This window comes from Deinococcus sp. NW-56 (assembly GCF_002953415.1).
Classification (GTDB): Bacteria; Deinococcota; Deinococci; order Deinococcales; family Deinococcaceae; genus Deinococcus.
The window spans coordinates 2524200-2538742 of record NZ_CP026516.1 but is presented as its reverse complement, the minus strand read 5'-3'; the positions used below and the strand labels follow the sequence as shown (position 1 = coordinate 2538742).

19 protein-coding genes, 1 tRNA gene and 1 pseudogene are annotated in these 14543 nt (G+C 71.1%); 11 read left to right on the top strand and 10 right to left on the bottom strand.

The annotated features are described in order from the left end of the window. The first annotated feature begins 21 nt into the window (after nt 1-21). Both C3K08_RS12750 and C3K08_RS12745 read left to right on the top strand, forming a co-directional pair. Nucleotides 22-1716, top strand: coding sequence for a dynamin family protein (locus C3K08_RS12750; protein ID WP_104991633.1), 1695 nt, complete (start codon nt 22-24; stop codon nt 1714-1716). 59 nt (nt 1717-1775) lie between these two features. Beyond that, nucleotides 1776-1850, top strand: a tRNA-Thr gene (locus C3K08_RS12745). A 98-nt stretch (nt 1851-1948) separates the two neighbouring features. Here C3K08_RS12745 and C3K08_RS12740 read toward each other — a convergent pair. From C3K08_RS12740 to C3K08_RS12725, 5 genes are all read right to left on the bottom strand, one after another. Next, the gene (locus tag C3K08_RS12740; protein WP_104991632.1) at nt 1949-3262 is read right to left on the bottom strand and encodes a site-specific integrase; all 1314 of its coding nucleotides are present in this window, start codon (nt 3260-3262) and stop codon (nt 1949-1951) included. A 1227-nt stretch (nt 3263-4489) separates the two neighbouring features. Next, entirely contained in the window at nt 4490-4858 is a 369-nt protein-coding gene (locus C3K08_RS12735; RefSeq protein WP_199776939.1) for a type II toxin-antitoxin system PemK/MazF family toxin, read from the bottom strand. Beyond that, a complete protein-coding gene (locus C3K08_RS12730; protein WP_104991631.1) occupies nt 4855-5232 on the bottom strand; it encodes a helix-turn-helix transcriptional regulator in 378 nt (125 codons plus the stop codon). Before C3K08_RS12730 ends, C3K08_RS12735 begins: the two co-directional genes overlap by 4 nt. A 90-nt stretch (nt 5233-5322) precedes the next feature. Beyond that, nucleotides 5323-5520 carry a hypothetical protein gene (locus C3K08_RS17970; protein WP_158679929.1) on the bottom strand — a complete coding sequence of 66 codons (198 nt, stop codon included), beginning with the start codon at nt 5518-5520 and terminating at the stop codon, nt 5323-5325. A gap of 2 nt (nt 5521-5522) precedes the next feature. Next, nucleotides 5523-5810 (bottom strand): hypothetical protein, encoded by a 288-nt coding sequence (locus C3K08_RS12725; protein ID WP_199776938.1) that lies wholly within the window; start codon nt 5808-5810, stop codon nt 5523-5525. Between the two features lie 195 nt (nt 5811-6005). Here C3K08_RS12725 and C3K08_RS12720 point away from each other — a divergent pair, with 195 nt between their 5' ends. The 7 genes from C3K08_RS12720 (at nt 6006) to C3K08_RS12690 (ending at nt 9083) form a co-directional block, all read left to right on the top strand. Then, entirely contained in the window at nt 6006-6452 is a 447-nt protein-coding gene (locus tag C3K08_RS12720; RefSeq protein ID WP_104991629.1) for a hypothetical protein, read from the top strand. Between the two features lie 42 nt (nt 6453-6494). Then, on the top strand, nt 6495-6665 hold the full coding sequence (locus C3K08_RS17965) for a hypothetical protein (protein WP_158679928.1): 171 nt from the start codon (nt 6495-6497) through the stop codon (nt 6663-6665). Beyond that, nucleotides 6662-6901 (top strand): hypothetical protein, encoded by a 240-nt coding sequence (locus tag C3K08_RS12715; protein WP_104991628.1) that lies wholly within the window; start codon nt 6662-6664, stop codon nt 6899-6901. Before C3K08_RS17965 ends, C3K08_RS12715 begins: the two co-directional genes overlap by 4 nt. A 36-nt stretch (nt 6902-6937) precedes the next feature. Continuing rightward, nucleotides 6938-7153 carry a hypothetical protein gene (locus C3K08_RS12710; protein WP_104991627.1) on the top strand — a complete coding sequence of 72 codons (216 nt, stop codon included), beginning with the start codon at nt 6938-6940 and terminating at the stop codon, nt 7151-7153. Next, nucleotides 7150-7857: a hypothetical protein gene (locus tag C3K08_RS12705; RefSeq protein ID WP_104991626.1), complete on the top strand. Its 708-nt coding sequence runs from the start codon at nt 7150-7152 to the stop codon at nt 7855-7857. The genes C3K08_RS12710 and C3K08_RS12705 overlap by 4 nt, the downstream gene beginning before the upstream one ends. Next, the gene (locus C3K08_RS12700) at nt 7854-8246 is read left to right on the top strand and encodes a hypothetical protein (RefSeq protein ID WP_104991625.1); all 393 of its coding nucleotides are present in this window, start codon (nt 7854-7856) and stop codon (nt 8244-8246) included. Before C3K08_RS12705 ends, C3K08_RS12700 begins: the two co-directional genes overlap by 4 nt. A 276-nt stretch (nt 8247-8522) precedes the next feature. Continuing rightward, nucleotides 8523-9083: a hypothetical protein gene (locus tag C3K08_RS12690; protein ID WP_199776937.1), complete on the top strand. Its 561-nt coding sequence runs from the start codon at nt 8523-8525 to the stop codon at nt 9081-9083. A gap of 177 nt (nt 9084-9260) precedes the next feature. Here the strand turns inward: C3K08_RS12690 and C3K08_RS12685 are convergent, their stop codons facing one another. Both C3K08_RS12685 and C3K08_RS12680 read right to left on the bottom strand, forming a co-directional pair. Continuing rightward, nucleotides 9261-9620: a hypothetical protein gene (locus C3K08_RS12685; protein WP_104991623.1), complete on the bottom strand. Its 360-nt coding sequence runs from the start codon at nt 9618-9620 to the stop codon at nt 9261-9263. A 21-nt stretch (nt 9621-9641) separates the two neighbouring features. After that, the gene (locus C3K08_RS12680) at nt 9642-10463 is read right to left on the bottom strand and encodes a hypothetical protein (protein WP_104991622.1); all 822 of its coding nucleotides are present in this window, start codon (nt 10461-10463) and stop codon (nt 9642-9644) included. A gap of 842 nt (nt 10464-11305) precedes the next feature. On the opposite strand from C3K08_RS12680, the pseudogene C3K08_RS18555 reads away from it, so the two are divergent. Both C3K08_RS18555 and C3K08_RS12670 read left to right on the top strand, forming a co-directional pair. Continuing rightward, nucleotides 11306-11653, top strand: a pseudogene (locus tag C3K08_RS18555) (helix-turn-helix domain-containing protein); the annotation flags it as partial. After that, nucleotides 11641-12426, top strand: coding sequence for an IS630 family transposase (locus C3K08_RS12670; protein ID WP_104991621.1), 786 nt, complete (start codon nt 11641-11643; stop codon nt 12424-12426). The pseudogene C3K08_RS18555 and the gene C3K08_RS12670, both read left to right, overlap by 13 nt. Here C3K08_RS12670 and C3K08_RS12665 read toward each other — a convergent pair. From C3K08_RS12665 to C3K08_RS12650, 3 genes are all read right to left on the bottom strand, one after another. Beyond that, nucleotides 12391-13284, bottom strand: a complete 894-nt coding sequence (locus C3K08_RS12665; protein WP_104991620.1) for a hypothetical protein — start codon at nt 13282-13284, stop codon at nt 12391-12393. The two genes, C3K08_RS12670 and C3K08_RS12665, sit on opposite strands and share 36 nt — an antisense overlap. A gap of 205 nt (nt 13285-13489) precedes the next feature. Further along, nucleotides 13490-13732: a hypothetical protein gene (locus C3K08_RS12655; protein WP_104991618.1), complete on the bottom strand. Its 243-nt coding sequence runs from the start codon at nt 13730-13732 to the stop codon at nt 13490-13492. Between the two features lie 259 nt (nt 13733-13991). Then, the gene (locus C3K08_RS12650) at nt 13992-14312 is read right to left on the bottom strand and encodes a hypothetical protein (protein WP_199776936.1); all 321 of its coding nucleotides are present in this window, start codon (nt 14310-14312) and stop codon (nt 13992-13994) included. Nucleotides 14313-14543 lie beyond the last annotated feature (231 nt).

Here is a 14543-nt window from a genome sequence, read left to right as displayed (position 1 = left end):
GGCGGCGGGTACCCTGACGCCATGCTCGTGACCGCTGCCGTGCAGGACCTCCTCTCCCGCGAGCGGGCACTCCTCGCCGACCTCCAGGCCTTTCTGGAGACGCAGGGTGCCCCCCCGGAGGCCGTGGAGTACGCGCGGGGCGCGGCCAGGGCGCTGGACGAAAGCTTCCTGCTGGTCGTCGTGGGCGAGTTCAACGCGGGCAAGAGCAGCTTCGTCAACGCGCTGCTGGGCGCGGCGGTGCTCCCCGAGGGCGTCACGCCCACCACCGACCGCATCTACGTGCTGGTCCACGGCGACCGCCCCGGTGAGATGGAACCCACCCGCGACCCCTTCGTGAGCCGCCTGACCTACCCGCTGCCCAGCCTGGAGGGGGTGGCGCTGGTGGACACGCCGGGCACGAACGCGATCATCCGCCAGCACCAGGCGCTCACTGAGGGCTTTCTGCCCCGCGCCGACCTCGTGCTGTTCCTGACCTCCGCCGACCGGCCCTTCACCGAGTCCGAGCGGCAGTTCCTGAGCCTCGCCGCCCGCTGGGGCCGCAGCGTGGTGCTCGTGGTGAACAAGGCGGACCTGCTGGAAACGCCCGAGCAGCGCGAACAGGTGCGGCAGTTCGTGGAAGCGGGGGCGCGGGGGGTGCTGGGCCTCACGCCGCCCGTCTTTCTGATCAGTGCGCGGGCCGAGCAGCGCGGCGGCGACGAGGGGTTCCGGGCGCTGCGGGACGCCCTGCGCTCGCGCCTCTCGGAGACCGAGCGCACCCGCCTGAAGCTGCAAAGCCCGCTGGGCACCGCTGCCGAAATTCTCGGCGGCGAGGAGGCCCGCGCCGAGGCCGCCCGCAAGACCCTCACCGAGGACCTCGCGATCCTGCGCGACCTCGAAGCGCAGCGCGAACGCCACCGGGAGACCATGCTGGGCGAACTCGACGGGCAGCTCAACCGCCTGGGCCGATTGCTGGGCGAGTTCGAGGTGCGGGCCGACCGCTTCATTGACGACAAGCTGAGATTCTCCAACCTGCGCGGCCTGGTGAACAGCCGCGAACTGGAGGAGAGCTTCCGCCGCGAGGCCGTGGCCGACCTCCCCGAGGCCATCGACCGGCAGTTCGGCACCATGATCGACCGCTTCGTGGAGGCCAACCTGCACTTCTGGGAGGACGTGCAGGCCTTCCTGATCCGCCGTCAGCCCCAGGGCGAGGTGGCCCGCACCCGCTTTTCCTACGACCGGGGAGCGCTGCTGGAGGGCATCGCCGGGAGCGCCCGCCAGCACCTCGAAACGACCACCGAGCAGGAACTCGCCCGCCAGCTTTCCCGTGACGCGGAGGACGCCCTCAAGGGGGCGGTGGGCGGGCTCGCGGGGGGCATCGGCCTCGGCGCGGGAATCGGGGCGCTCGTGGGGGCGTCGGCACTGGACTTTACCGGGGGCATCCTCGCCGGGCTGACGCTGGGGAGCCTGGGCCTGTTCGTGCTGCCCAACAAGCGCCTGCAGGCCCACCGCCAGCTCCGGCAGAAGGTGGAGGGCCTGCGCGAGGCCCTGGGGCAGATCATTCGCCGCGAGTACGAGCGCGAGCAGGAGCGGGCCGACGCCCGGCTGCGCGACGCGATCAGCCCCTACACCCGCTTCACCGCGCAAGAGCAGACCCGGCTGGAGGCCGCCCGCACCCGCGCCGCCGAACTGCGGACACGGCTGGAGGCCCTCCGGACCGAGGTCAAGGCGCTGGGGTAAGTGGCGTTTGACAAGGGACCGACCATCCTCTACCCTTGTGCGTGCAGCATTTTTGCCGCGCCAGTGTAGCTCAGGGGTAGAGCAACTGATTCGTAATCAGTAGGTCGTCGGTTCAAATCCGACCTCTGGCTCCAGAGAGAAAGCCCGCCTAGCGCGGGTTTTTTGATTTTGACCTGACCTACTGAAGGGGCACGGCGGCCCCCTTTGCAAACCTCTTGCAAACCGGCAGCGCTCAGGCTTTGGCGCGTTTGGCCGCGCTGGGAGTCACAGGCGTGGGGCCGCTCTCCGGCTCCCCAGCGCTGCCGCCCTCGCCCTGGGCGAGCCGTGCCCGCACCTTCACCCGCTGCCGCTCGCGGGGTTCCGGCTGGGCCGGTGGGGTCAGCGGGTCAAAGGTCAGCCCCTCGCCCTCGCCGTCATACACGTGCCGGTAAATGCCGCGCGTCACGTTCGGGTCTTTGTGCCCCAGGCGCTTACTCAGCACCTCGACGCTGACCCCGCCCGCCGCCATGACAGAGGCGTAGGTGTGCCGCAGTTTGTGGGGGGTGAGCACCGGCACCTCTGCCGCCTGACAAATCCGGCCCATAGGCCGCCGCAGATTGTCGAGCCGGTAGGGGGTGCCCGCCCGCGTGACGAACACGTACCCGGTGGGCTGATACTCGCGGCCCCGGTCCCTCAGCCGCGCCCCGCGTTCCTTCTCTGCCTGGGCCTGACTCAGCCTCAGCAGCTCGACGGCATCCCCGGAGACGGTCAGCGAGCGGCGGCCCCGTTCGGTTTTCGGCGTGCTTTCGTAAATCTTGCCCCCGCTGACTGAGCGCGTGCGCTCGACGCGCACCACCGCCGCCCCCTCCGGGGTAAAGGTCACGTCATCCCAGCGCAGCCCCAGCACCTCGCCGGGCCGCAGTCCGGTTGCCAGGGCAAAGGCCAGGGGCCAGCCCCAGCGGTCAGCGCGGGCCGCGAGGTAGAACCGGGCCGCCTGCTCTGGGGTGAAGGCTTTCAACCGGGGCGCACCTTCCACGGCGGGCCGCTGGGGGCGGGCGTGCGCCGTGGGGTTGACCGTCACCAGCCCCTCAGCGCTGCCCCAGGTGTAGGCGGCCCTCAGCAGGCCGTGTATTTTCTCGCGGGTCCGGTACCCCAGCCCGGACACTTCCAGCTCGCTGTAATAGGCCCGGAGCCGCTGAGCGCTGACCTTGCCCGCCTTGAGCTGCCCCAGGCTAGGCAGGATGTATTTCTCTGCCGTGTAGGTGTAGTCCCGCGCGGTGCTCTCGGCTTTGATCTTGCCCCGCCGCGCGGTGACGTACTCGCTCACCAGCTCGCCCAGGGTCAGCCCCCGCGAGGCCGGGAGGTGCTCGCGCTCGATCTCTGCCCGCGCCGCCCGCACCGCTTCCCGCGCGGCGGTCATGTTCTTGGCCGTGCCGCTCCGGGTGCGCCGCTCACCGGCTGGGGTGGTGGCCGTGGTACGCCACCTCACCCGACCGTCTGGGAGCCGCTCATAGCTGCCCTCGCCCTGGGCACGTTTGGCCCGCTTCCCCTCTGCCCCCTGTGACATACCCCAGCGTAACGCGCCCGCCCTGGGCCTTCCGCCGCGTATCGGGCAGCGCTGGGGGGGCGGGTGGGTAGGAGTAGGGGAGTAGTTCTAGGGGGTTGTAGGGGGGTAAATCCTATAAAGCATTTTTTACTCTATCTATCTACTTATAGACGCCGTTCTAGAGGGCGTTTCCAGGCTCTACCCGGTAGGAGTAGCAGGCATACACGCTCTAGGGCGCTCCAAAACCCCTAGAACCTCGGCGCTACTCTGCTACTCGACTAGCACGGCGAAAAACAGTAGAGGTTAGGTGCTGGGCTACTCCGGCCCGCTTCCCCCTGAAACCTCCGGCCTACTCCCCCAGCGCGGCCCAGGCTCAGGCGTGGGGGTTGAGAGTGGGGCAGCCCGGTTGCTTTACCTAATACCTCTTGGATAAAGGACCGGGAAAACGCCGTGCTGGGCGCACTCTGCCGGGGTTTGCTTTACCTAATGCTGATTGGATAAAGGAAGCGAAACGCCGCCCAGCACGGGGGAAACGGCCCACCCGCGCTCCTTCCCGCCCAGGTTGTCGCATTCCCGACAACCTCACGCCGGGGGCCATCTTTGCGCCAAGATGCCCCCACACCCGCCGTTCTAAACGCGCACTGGGGCCGGTTTTCCTGTGACGCAACACTTAACCCGCTCGCGGGCAGCCCAGACGATCAGCACGCGGCGCACGGCACCGGGGCGAGCCGCCCACGTACCATCCCCCCACGTCAGCCGGTGACGCGGCCCCAGCTCGCCCAGGTGGGGCCGGGGGTGAAAGTTTGAACCTCCGGCCAGCACGGCAAAACACCCCCGCGCACCCCCGCAAACCTTCGTATTTTTTCGCCTGCTCTCCCGACCATTTCCGGGGCGGGTCGAACATGCCCCCCCGGCCACTTCCGTTTGAAACGGAAGTCATCCCCAGCGCGGCCCGCCTGGGGTTTTTCGGATTTTCGGAGAGGCCCCGTAGCTAGTGCGGGTGCCACGCTCGCCAAATCGGGCGAGCCGCCCAGCACGGCGAAGACCCCCGCCCCGCCCGGTGAGCGCTTAGTGATAAACCCCCGCTGAGGGCAGGGGGCAGCGCTGGGGGAGTTTCCCGGTTTCAAATCGGAAAACCCCCTACCGCTGGGGCAGGGGGCACGGGCCAAGGCAGGGTTAGGGCGCGGGGTGGGGGCGCCCCAGGGGTGTGAAGTTTGCTCACCCCCCAGCGCTGCCCCAGGCAAAGGGTCAGAGGTCGAATGCTTGCCGGAGGGCGGCCCTGACGGGGGCGTATTCATCCGGGGTCAGGCGGCCCAGCCGGTCGAGAATGCGCGAGACGCCCAGCGAGCGCAGGTGATCTACCAGGGCCACGCTATCCGCCGTGAGGCCCCCCGTCCCGGCCCGGAACACGGGGTACAGCTCCGGGGCGCCGCTCGCGTAATCGCCCTCATGGGTGGTGAAGGGCACCACGATCAGCGAGGGGAAGCGGGGCGCCCCCACCCGGTCAGGAATCCCCACCACCACGGCGGGCCGGTTGCCGGTCTGCTCATGCCCGGCTGGGCGCTGGGCGGGGAACTGTACGCGCAACACGTCGCCTATCTGAATCCCCGCGCTCACGCCCTGCCTGCCACGAACCCCACGCCGGGCACGTACCGCACCGGCTCGCCCTCCGGCTCGCCGCCCGTGCCCCAGTCATAAGGGGCCAGCGCGGGGGTCAGCTCTGCCGCTTCCCATTCCTGGGCCTCGCGGTCAGGCTCCGGCACCGTGTAGGCCGTCAGCAGATCAGCCGGGGACACCTCGCGCCCGGTCAGTTCCTCCAGGGCCGTCATGACCGCCCCCAGGGTGCCCAGATCAACCCGCCCAGCGCTGCCCCGCGCCAGGGCGTACACCGTGCCCCGGCTGACCCGCCCCCGCGCCTGCTCAGCGAGCCGGTACGCGGTCAGCCCATGCGCCTCTAGGTAGGTTTTCAGCGTGAATTGAACGGCTCGCATAGTGCCGCTAGGGTAGCACTACCGCCCCACTGGAACAGTACCGGGCGTAACAGGGCGCATCAAAAAACCCCCGCCGCTGGGGGCAGGGGGTCAGGGTTCCAGGCGTTCAGGGGGCGCGGGGCCGGGGCGAGGGTCTGCCCGAAGGAAGCGGGCGCACCGCTCGCCCACCGGCTGAAAATCCGCGTAGGTCTGCCAGTGCTCGCCGGGCCGCGTCCCGCTCGCCGCGTGCCGGTAGCACCGCTCCCGCGAGGGGCAGGCGGGATGCTCGCACATCGCCATATCGGGCACCGCTACTCCCCCCCAGCGCTGCCCGCCTCGCCCCCGCTGCCCAGCGCCTCGCGCACTGCCGCCTGTACCCGGCGCATGACTTCCCGCTCTAGGGCCTGGGGGTCACTGGGCAGCGTGACCGGCCCGCCGCCCAAGTGCTCGACGGGCACCGCCGTCAGGGTCAGGCCCAGGGCGTCGAGCATGGCGGCCCAGAGGGGGGGCACGGTGCCGCCGCCTTTGGTGCCGTTCAGAGCGCGGGTGACTTCCTGAGGCACTCTCCCCACGGCCCGCGCAAGGTCTGACCGGCTCATATTTTTTTCCCTCAGCCGCGCGTTTATCGCGGCCCTCACGGCGTCATTCATGCTTACAACCTTAGCACCGGGCGTTATGTTACGTGTCATGCTTGACATTGTAGCACCATAAGCTACAATACAGGTAGCAGAAAGCGCGGGATACCTCCTACAGTCCCCCGCGCCTCTGACTCCCCCTAGCAGTGAAGGAGCACCATGAACACTAGCAGCCCCCGCGCCAAAACCCGCACCTGGGCCACCGTGCGCCACGTGACCGCCTACGGTGAGCACTGGGGCACCGAATCCCACACCGTCACCCTGACCCGTGACGCGGCGGGCCACCTGACCGCCCAGCTCGACGGCGAGCACGTCCCCACCGCCCAGGCCGTCGCCATTCTGAACCGGGCCGATACCGTGACCCTGACCGCTGAGGCGTACCTGCCCAGCACCCCGGCCCCCATCGGGAAAGCCCGCGCCGCTCGCCTTCACCGCTTCATGGGCCGCCTGGGGCTGCCCAGCGCCCAGCACTACGCGCTCGCCGCCGCTGCCCTGGGAGAGTGGGCGCCCGTGCCCAGCCTCGCCCAGCTCAGCGAGTGCGAGGCCCGCACCGTCTGGGCGCACCTCTGCCGCCTCTACCCCCAGGCCCGCACCCTCGCCGCCTGAGTGCCCACGGGGGGCCGCCGCGCCCCCCTCAGAGGTGCCCCCATGCGCTACGCCGCCCCGCTCGCCCTGACCCTCGCTTACCTGGGCTGCCTGTACCTCGCGGGCACCCCCAGCGCTGCCGCCTACCCCGCCGCCGTGCTGGGGCCGCTCGCCGGGTTCCTCGCCCTCGCCGCCCTGCTCGCCCGCCTGGGCCGCACCGGGGGCCGCGCGTGAGGGCCTACCGCCTCGCGCACGGCGCCCCCCTCAGCGAGGGCGAGGCCGCCCAGCTCATCACCCGCGCCGCCCTGGGCGAGGCCCTGCCCTGGGCACCCGTCAAAGAGGGGCCGCGCTACCGGCTCGCCCACCTCGCCACCCTGACCCCTCAGCAGCTCGCCCAGCACGCCGGGCGCGTCAGCCGGTGCGCCCAGGTGCTCAGGGGCTCCCCTGTGCCCGCCGCCCTCACCGCCTGACCCCCAGCGCTGCCTACCCTTCCCAGAGGTCACACCATGCATGGACACACCCCCACCCCTGACCCGGACGCCCAGGCGCTCACCCGCGAGGCCGCCCGGATGCTCGACGCGGCGCACGCGGTGCTCGCGCTCGCCCAGGCTGCCCACACCCGCGAGGGCCGCCCCCAGCACGCGGCCACCCTCGCCCAGCACCTCGCCGCCCTGGGCGCTGCCGCGTCGGACGCCCACGCCCTGACCGGGGGCGAGGCATGAAGGGCGCCCCGGTTCCTGACCGCGAGCTGCCGGAACACTGGGCGCTGTGCCGGGGGTGCGGCGGCCCGCTGCCCGCCCTCGCCCACCCCGGCGAGTACGCCCCCCACTGCCCCACGTGCACCCGCGCTGATCTTCTGCGGCACGCGGCGGGGGACAGCCTCGCGGCCCTCGCCCTGCCTGCCCTGGGGGCCTGGGCGCACCACTGGGCGCGGGTGGGCGTGAGTGTGCAGGAACTCTCGGAAACCGTCGAGGAACTCACCGGGTCAGACATGGCCCACGAATACCGGCGCTCCCGCCTGCGCTCTGCCCTCGCCCGCGCCCTGCGGACGCACCGCCCGCCCACCGTCACCCCCAGCCCGCCCGACCGCGTGACCGTGAATCCGGCAGCGCTGCCGGTCATCATCGGGGCACAGCTCAACGGCGCAGGGAAGGCCCCCAGCTCGCCCGGCAAGCCGGACCGCCGCCGCTCTTTCACCGTGCGCGAGCCGGGCGGCGAGGTGCGGGAGGCCGTGACCCTGCCCCCCGGCCCGGACGCCCTGCTCATTCTGGGCGCTGACCCCGCCGCTGACGCGGTGCTCTACTTCACCGGCATTCACGGGGCCACCGAACCGCGCACCCGTGAGGGCTACCGCGTGCCCGCCGCCATGCTGGACGCGGTGCGCGAGGCGCTGGGCTACTGGGGCAGCGCTGGGGGTGAGGCATGACCGCCCAGGCCACACCGGGCCGCCGCTCGCCCCGCGCCCTGATTCCGGGGGCCGTGTCCCTCGCTGCCGTGCACGTCATCCCCGGCGCCATGACCGCGAGCGGGCGGCCCGCCCTCGCGCTCGCCTGCTACACCACCCGGCACCGGGTCACGCTGACGGTGCTGCCGGGCGGCGTGAGCTGGGGCCTGACCTACCCCCCAGCGCTGCCCAATGAACGGGACGAACGCGAGGGGCTGACCCTCGCCCGCCTGGGCGGTGCCCGGCTGACCCTTGAGCATGAGGGCCGCCGCGCGGTGCTCGACGTGCCCGCCGTGCGCGTGCTCCGGGAAGTGGTCGAGGCCCTGGGCACCTATGACGGCGAGCCGGTCCGGCTGGGGCGGCCCGCGTGAAGGCCCCGCCCGATCTCCCCCCCAGCTCGGGGCGCGTGGTGACGTGCTCGCCTGACCCTGGGGCCGGGGTCATCACCCTGGGGCTGAGTTCCGGTGAGGTCATCATCCTGACAGACGGCACCCGCGCCGCTGTCCGGCTCGCCCCCTCGCCGCTGCTCATCCTTCACCCCCACACGCCCCAGGCCCGCGCCCTGGAACTGCCCGCCCCGCTCGCCCAGGCCCTCGCCCGGTCCTTTCCGCTTGCCCAGGCCATACGCGAGGGGGAGGGGGCACACCATGACGCCTGCCCCCCCCAGCGCGGCCCCCATCCCGGAGGGGCACACCCCGGACCCCTACACCCTCAGCAACCTGGGCATTCCCCAGGCCCTCGCCCAGATGCTCGACGCCCTGACCGGCGAGCTGGGCGGCCCCGGTGGGGCGCACGTCGCCCAGGCCCGCGAGCACGTCCGGGCCGCCCTCGCCGCGCGGGACCGGGACGCCCAGGCGGAGCACATGGGCGCGGCAGACGCGGCCCTCTCGCTCGCCGCCCAGGTCCGGCCCAAACGCGCCCCGGTTCAGGCCCACCCGCGTGACGTGCTCGCCGTCACCCCCACCCCCAGCGGGGTCACGCTGACCCTGACGGCGGGCGAGCGCGTGACCGTGCCCCGCGAGCGCTTTCTGTTCCTGACCGTGCGCGAGGGTGGGGGCGGGTGGCTGATAGATCACCCCGGCACCCCCCAGGTGTGCGCCTACACCCTCAGCGCGGCCCAGCTCGACACCGCCGCCCCCGCGCTGGGGTTTGACCCCCAGCATCTCGCCGCCCTGCAACGCCGGAGGAACCCTCACCCGGTCCCCTGACTTGCAAGGACTTGTAAGCCAGAAAAAACCCTCAGCGAGCGGCCCCCACCTTCACCGGGCGGGGCCGCTCGCCGCCCGCTGTTTGCAACAGTGCCCCCAGCGCGGCCCACCTCGCGGGGGCACCCCTCACCGTAGGGTGACGTTTGAAACGCGGCCCTTTCCCTCTGCCGCCTGGGGTCAGCCTGCCCGCCTCGCCTCTCGCTGCTCACGGGTCAGGGGAAGGCGCGAGGTGTTCCAGAGGCGCACCAATGCGGGCCGCATGTACCCCGGCAACAACCCCCCGCCCGTGAGGGCCGCGTGCTCGCTGCCCGGTAGCCAGGGGGCGAGCATCCCGGCGCGGTCCCCGCTCAGGCAGTAGACCCGGTGCCCGTGCAGGTCAAACCCCAGACACGTCACCACCCCGCGAGCTTCCAGCACCCGGAGCGCCCGGCGCGTGGATACCTGGGCCGCCCGCCCGCCGCCTGGGGTCAGGGCCGCGCTCAGCTCCCAGGTGCTCGCCCGGCCCCACCCGCTCAGCAGCTCGGCACACCCCCGCATGACCCGCCCCGGTCCCCCGGCTCATTCCCAGGCCCCCCACTCGCCCCCGCCCAGCACCGGCACCGGCTCCGGGCCACCCTCAGCCCCAGCGCTGCCCTGAAACTCCGCCCCCTTTCCCCAGGGGCACGGCCCCAGCCCCCAGCGCTCCGGGCGGGCGGGCCGGTCGAAGAATCCGGGCAGGGCGCGGGCACACCCGGCTTGCATGTGGTAGGTGGCCCGCTCGCGGGCCGTGCCCCAGGTGCGGGCGTGGTACACCCCCCGCCGCCCCTCTTTGTAGGGCCGCGCTCCCAGCACCGCCCCGGCCCAGTCCGGGCACTTGTGCCGCTGCCTGCTCTCATCGGTCAGCCCCAGGCACTCGCGGCACCCCGCGAGGGGCACCGCCAGGCGCTCGCCCGCCGCCCCCCAGCGCGAGGCGTAGAGCACGCCGCACCGCCGCCCGCACCGGGGGCATGTCAGCCACACCCGCACCCCAGCGCCACGGGGGCCGGTGGGGGAGGTGCTCACCCTCAGCCGCGCGGCTGCCCCCGGCGTGAGGGGCTGATCGGCGGGGGTGGCCGTCAGGGTGTGCCCCGCCGTATCCCAGTCAAAGGCGAGCACCGCCGCGAGCCGGGGCAGCTCGCACGGCTCGCCCACGTGCGCCGCGAGGGTGTGGCCGTGCTCCCGCAGACTCGCGGCCACCGTCACCGCGTCGAGCCGTGAGCACAGGTGCACCGGCACCCGTGTAAACCACTCCCGCCCGGTGCCGGGCCGCCGCCATGCCCGCACCGTGGGCGGTCCCTCGCCCCGCCTGACTTTCCCGGTGAAGGGGTCGCCCGTGCGCTGATAGTTCCGCCCCGCTGCCATGCCTCAGCGTAGGGGTCAGAGGGGGGTTTTTCTCCACCTTCGGCGAAAACCCACCCGGCAAGTGCCCAGGCAGGGGCACACCACACACCCCAGCGCTGCCACAGAGACGGGAAAGCGGGGGGCAAAGGGCCGCCCAGGTGCACCAAATCCCCATACCTCGCGCGGAAACCGTGATTCACGGTGAGTCACTGCTCACGCCGGAAAACCGCCCGCCCAGCGCAGGAAACCAGGCCGGGGGACGGGGTGAGAGGGGGTGATGTAGGCGGAATCTCCCCGGCCTTTTGGCACTGTCTGGCGCCGGAGAAAGGAACGCGTGGAGCCAGCTCCACGAATTGCGCCCAGGGTGTCAGCGGGCCTGACACCCCCTCACCGGGTTTTACTCGCGGCTGAGTAAAACCCCAGGTGTGTCACAGGGGCCGCCCCCGCTTCCCACCCGGCGTGACTCTCGCCGGGAAAACCCCTGGGAAAGGAAAGCCCACTGGGCGCGGCGTTCCCGACCCTCTCCGGGAAAATGCCGGGAACGCCGGACCCCCTTTCCGGTCCCTTGCTCCCCAGATCGGGGGAGCATCTCAGCACGGCAGCAAACGCCCCCCGCACGGGGCGAGGGGGGGCAGGGGCGGGTCACGGTGCGGACTCCGGCAACATGACCGGGCCGCGCTGGGGGTCAGTGGGCGCCGTGTTCGTCGAGCACGCCCCGCAGAGGGGCCGGGGTGGCCTTGCCCTCGCGCTCACGGCGGGCCGCTTCCAGATCGTGTAATGCCCGGTAGAGCACCCGCTCTAGGTGCGCCTCATAGCGCGTGACCTTCTCTAGTACAGCGTTTTTGAATTTGTCATAGTGAGGTATGAGCCGTCCTCTTCGCTATCCAGTGACTTTGAGTGCTGAGCAAGAACAGACTCTGCACGGCATGACCATGAAGGGCAGTGGCAAGGCGCGGGTCATGACCCGCGCCCGGATTCTGCTGCTGGCCCATCGACAGGTCACGGACTCGGCCATCAAGGACGCCCTCGGTATCAGCGTCCAGATGGTGCAAGCGACCCGAAAACGCTTTGCCCTGGGGGGACTGGACGCGGCGCTGTTCGATGCGCCGCATACGGGGCGACCCGCGAAGTTCGACGGCAAAGACCGGGCGGCCATCACCGCGCTGGCGTGCAGTGAGGCGCCCGAAGGTCACGCACAATGGAGTATTCGCTTGCTGGCAGAGAAGGCTGTAGAGCTGAACTTGGTCGACCACATCGCTCCGTCGACGGTGTTCTACATTCTGAAAAAAACGCGGTCCAGCCGCACCGCAAAAGGCAGTGGTGCATCGCGCACCTGACGGCGAATTTCCTCTGCGAGATGGAACGCGTTCTGGACGTGTACTCTCGGCCCTACGACGACCGTTTTCCCGTGTTGTGCTTCGATGAGCAACCCTGCTTCCTGATCGGTGACGTCATGGCCCCGGTTCCATCGGAACCGGGGCGAGTCGCCAAACAAGACTACGAATACCAGCGCTTTGGGAGCGCGGCTGTGTTGCTGGCCGTCGAGCCGAAAACAGGCCGACGGTTTGTCCAGGTCTGTGCCCGACGGACCGCCGAGGAGTACACCGCCTTCATGCAGAACCTGGAACGGGCCTATCCAGCAGCCGTCCAGATCACCCTGGTTCAGGACCACCTCAATACGCATCACGGCGGCAGTTTCTACAAGTTCATGTCGCCACAGGCGGCCCACCGGTTGGTGGGCCGCTTCGAGTGGGTCTACACGCCCAAACATGCCTCGTGGCTGAACATGGCAGAACTGGAATTCAGTGCCCTTCAGCGGCAGTGCTTGAACCGGCGTATTCCAGTGCTGGAACGGCTTCGGTCGGAAGTCGAGGCTTGGGTGGCAGCGCGTTCACGCGCGGGCGTCACCCTCAACTGGCAGTTCTCCACCCAGGTCGCCCGCCGGACGCTAGGACGGCACTACGAAGCCATTCGTATTAAATGAACGCTGTACTAGGGTCTGGGGCGGGGGGAGCGCGGCCAGGGCGAGCGCGTCCGCCTGGGCGCCCAGGGCCTCGCGCAATCCCTCGCGGATGCGGGCGGCCCGGCGCCCCTCTGCCTGGGCCAGCTCGCCCAGCACCGCCCCCGCCTCAGCGCCCAGGTACTCGCGGGCAAAGGTCAGCAGGCCGGGCAGCTCGCCGGGTTCATAGGTCCACTCGCCTTCCTCGATGCTCGCCGCCTCACCCCGCCGCGCCGGGCGGCCCATCATGGCCCGCACCATGTCAGCCGGGCGGGCCTCGCGGTCTTCCAGCTCAGCTCCCAGCGCCGCGCCCAGGTTCAGGGCCTCGCCGTCTGTCAGCCCCTCAGCGCTGCCCCCAGACGCCCAGCGCAGGAAGTGGGCCGCGTACCCTTCAAACCTCTGGGCCTCAGCCTCTACCCACTGGGGGTCAGCCCGGAGCTGCTCGACGCTCAGCCCGCACACTTTGGCGAGCCGCGCCCAGGCTTTCACCGCCTGCCCCTCCGGGCCGTACTCGCTGCCTTTCTCGATGCTTGCCCGTGCCCCCCGCTGGGCCGTGCTCACCTGGGCCGCCTCATAGCGGGCCACCCGGTCCAGGCGCCACAGGGCGAGGGCCGCGCGGTCAGCGAGGCGCTGCTCAAGGTAGGTGCTCGCCCCGGCGCCCTCGCGGATGTGGGCCACGTGCGCCGCGTACTCTGCCCGCTCACTGGGGGGCACGTGCTCGCTGAGAATCCCGTGCCGCTGGGCGTTGCCGCCCCTGGGGTCACGTGGGGGGAGCACCTGGGGGTCTGCCGCTTCCACCTGGGCGAGTGGGGCCGGGGTTGTTTCGTAGTTTTCGCTGCTCATTCCTCACCCCTGGGGCCGCGCCCCTCTAGCAGGCTGAGCGCCCGCCGTAACTCGCGGGCTGAGTGCTTCACCCTCTGAACCTCTGCCGCCCGCGCCGCCTCCGGGGTGCTCGCGCACGCTTCCATCAGGGCGAGCCGGACCCCACGTGAGGCCAGCTCCCAGGCCAGGGGGTCAACCTGGGCGGGCCGCCGCAACTTGAACCGGCTCACGCCCCGCCCCGTTCGTCGAGCACCCCCGCGAGTGCCGCCCACCCCTCACGGGTCAGGGTGCCCGCGCCGGTCAGCAGGCCCGCCGCGCGGAGGGCCTGCCACTGGGCCGCGCTGGGGGAGTGTTCCAGGGCCGCCGCACGGGCGAGCACCGGCAGCGCTGCCGGGCCGTACCCGCTCGCCGTGAGGGCTGCCGCGTAGGCCCTCAGCAGGCCAGAGGCGAGGTCAGGCCAGGGCGTCATATTTGCCCCCGCCCGGCAAACGGCGCCCCATACTGAGCGGCAGTCATGTGGGCGTTTTTCAGACTGTGGGCCGCGATAAAGGCAGGGCTGCTCTTTGTCCTGTTCGTGGTCATTGTCCCGCTGTGGGCATTGTTTGCATTCCCCAGTTTTTGGCTGGGGGTGCTGGGCACGGCCCTATTCTTAACAGTCATTCCCTCATACCTCTGGGGTGCTACTCGCCAGCTCACCGGCACGCTGAGGCCGCTTTCCCGTCTAGGCGTCATCGTGACTTCCTTAGGGGGGGCGTACCTCTCAATGTGGCTGGGGCTGCGCCCGTATCTGATTCCTCTGTAGCGGTGCCCAGGCCCAGCCGGGCCACCCGTGCCCGCGCGGAGGTGAGGCCCTGAGCCGTCAGCCCGCCGCGTTCGTCGAGCACCCCCAGCGCTGCCGCCGTCGAGCGGGCCGCGTTCCTGAGCCGGGCGAGCCGGGGGGCCTCGTCTCTCAGCAGCTCGCGCAACCCCGGCACCGCCTGCCCCTCTAGCGTCTGGGCGTACACGTCGAGCGCGGCCCAGGTGACGGCGTTCATTCTGGGGCCGGTCATGCCTGCCCCAGGGCGGCGTAAGCCTCGCCCAGCCGCCGCGTCAGGTGCGCCCGGTCCCTGGGCCAGCATTCCGCCCAGGCGAGCACGTACCCGGCAAGGTCCATGACCAACCCGCTTTCTAGAAGGTGCACCCCGCGCGGCAGCTCGCCCCGCTGGGCCGCTGCCACCATGCGGGCGAGGTGTGAGGGCATGTCCCCCAGATCGGGCACCGGGCACGGGTCAGCCTGGGGG